Genomic DNA, 823 nt, shown 5'->3' with positions numbered 1-823 from the left:
TTCAACTCTGGCGATTTCGGCGGGAGCGGCAGGATCGTTATGTTTTCGGGCACGACGAGATTGTTGGACATGTGCCATCCCGCCTGATCCATGATGAGGATGGCATGGGCGTCATCGGCGACATGACGGGCGATTTCGGCCAGATGCTGCGTCATCGCGTAGGTGTCGCACCACGGCATGACCAGCGCTGCCGCTTTGCCGAGCTTCGGGCAGATTGCGCCAAAGATGTAGGCCGATCTGGTGCGTTGATCATGCGGCGCTGAAGGTCGCGTTCCGCGCTTGGCCCACCGGCGCGTGATCTTGTTCTTCTGACCGATGCGAGCTTCGTCCTCGAACCAGATTTCTATTTGCTTGCCTCGTGCCGCTCCAGCGGCAATTTCTGCCACCGCGGCGGGGAACTTTTTTTAAATTCCTCAATGGCTTGGGGGTCTTGCGCGTGATGTTTGGGCCGTGCGGCAAGCTTGCGATAGCCCATGGCTCGCACCTCACGGCTCAGCGTTTGCTCGCTCACCGAGATGCGAAACTCTTCCCAAAGCCATTGAACCAGATCGCACAGACGCCAACGCACAACGCCGTCAAGATAGGGCGTCGGTCCGCGCTCGATGGCCTGTGCCAAGGCCGCACGCTGCTGATCGTTTAATCGCGACTGCGGACCGGGAGCCTTGCCGTTGATCAGGCCTTGGGGACCACGCTCGTTGAAGCGCATGACCCAGTCCCGAACGATCTGGAGCGTGACATTGCCGAGACGGGCGGCATCGGAACGCGAGCCTCCGTCATAGATCGACGCGAGCGCCAACAAACGTCGTGCCTGGGCGGCGTCCTT

General features: G+C 60.6%; 1 pseudogene. It reads right to left on the bottom strand.

What is annotated here, in order from left to right:
- Positions 1-823, bottom strand: a pseudogene (locus tag PH547_RS33730) (IS630 family transposase); the annotation flags it as partial.

The organism is Rhizobium cerradonense (assembly GCF_030182455.1).
Lineage (GTDB): Bacteria > Pseudomonadota > Alphaproteobacteria > Rhizobiales > Rhizobiaceae > Rhizobium.
Note: the sequence above shows the minus strand (reverse complement) of the source record. Positions and strands in the feature narration are given on the sequence as shown.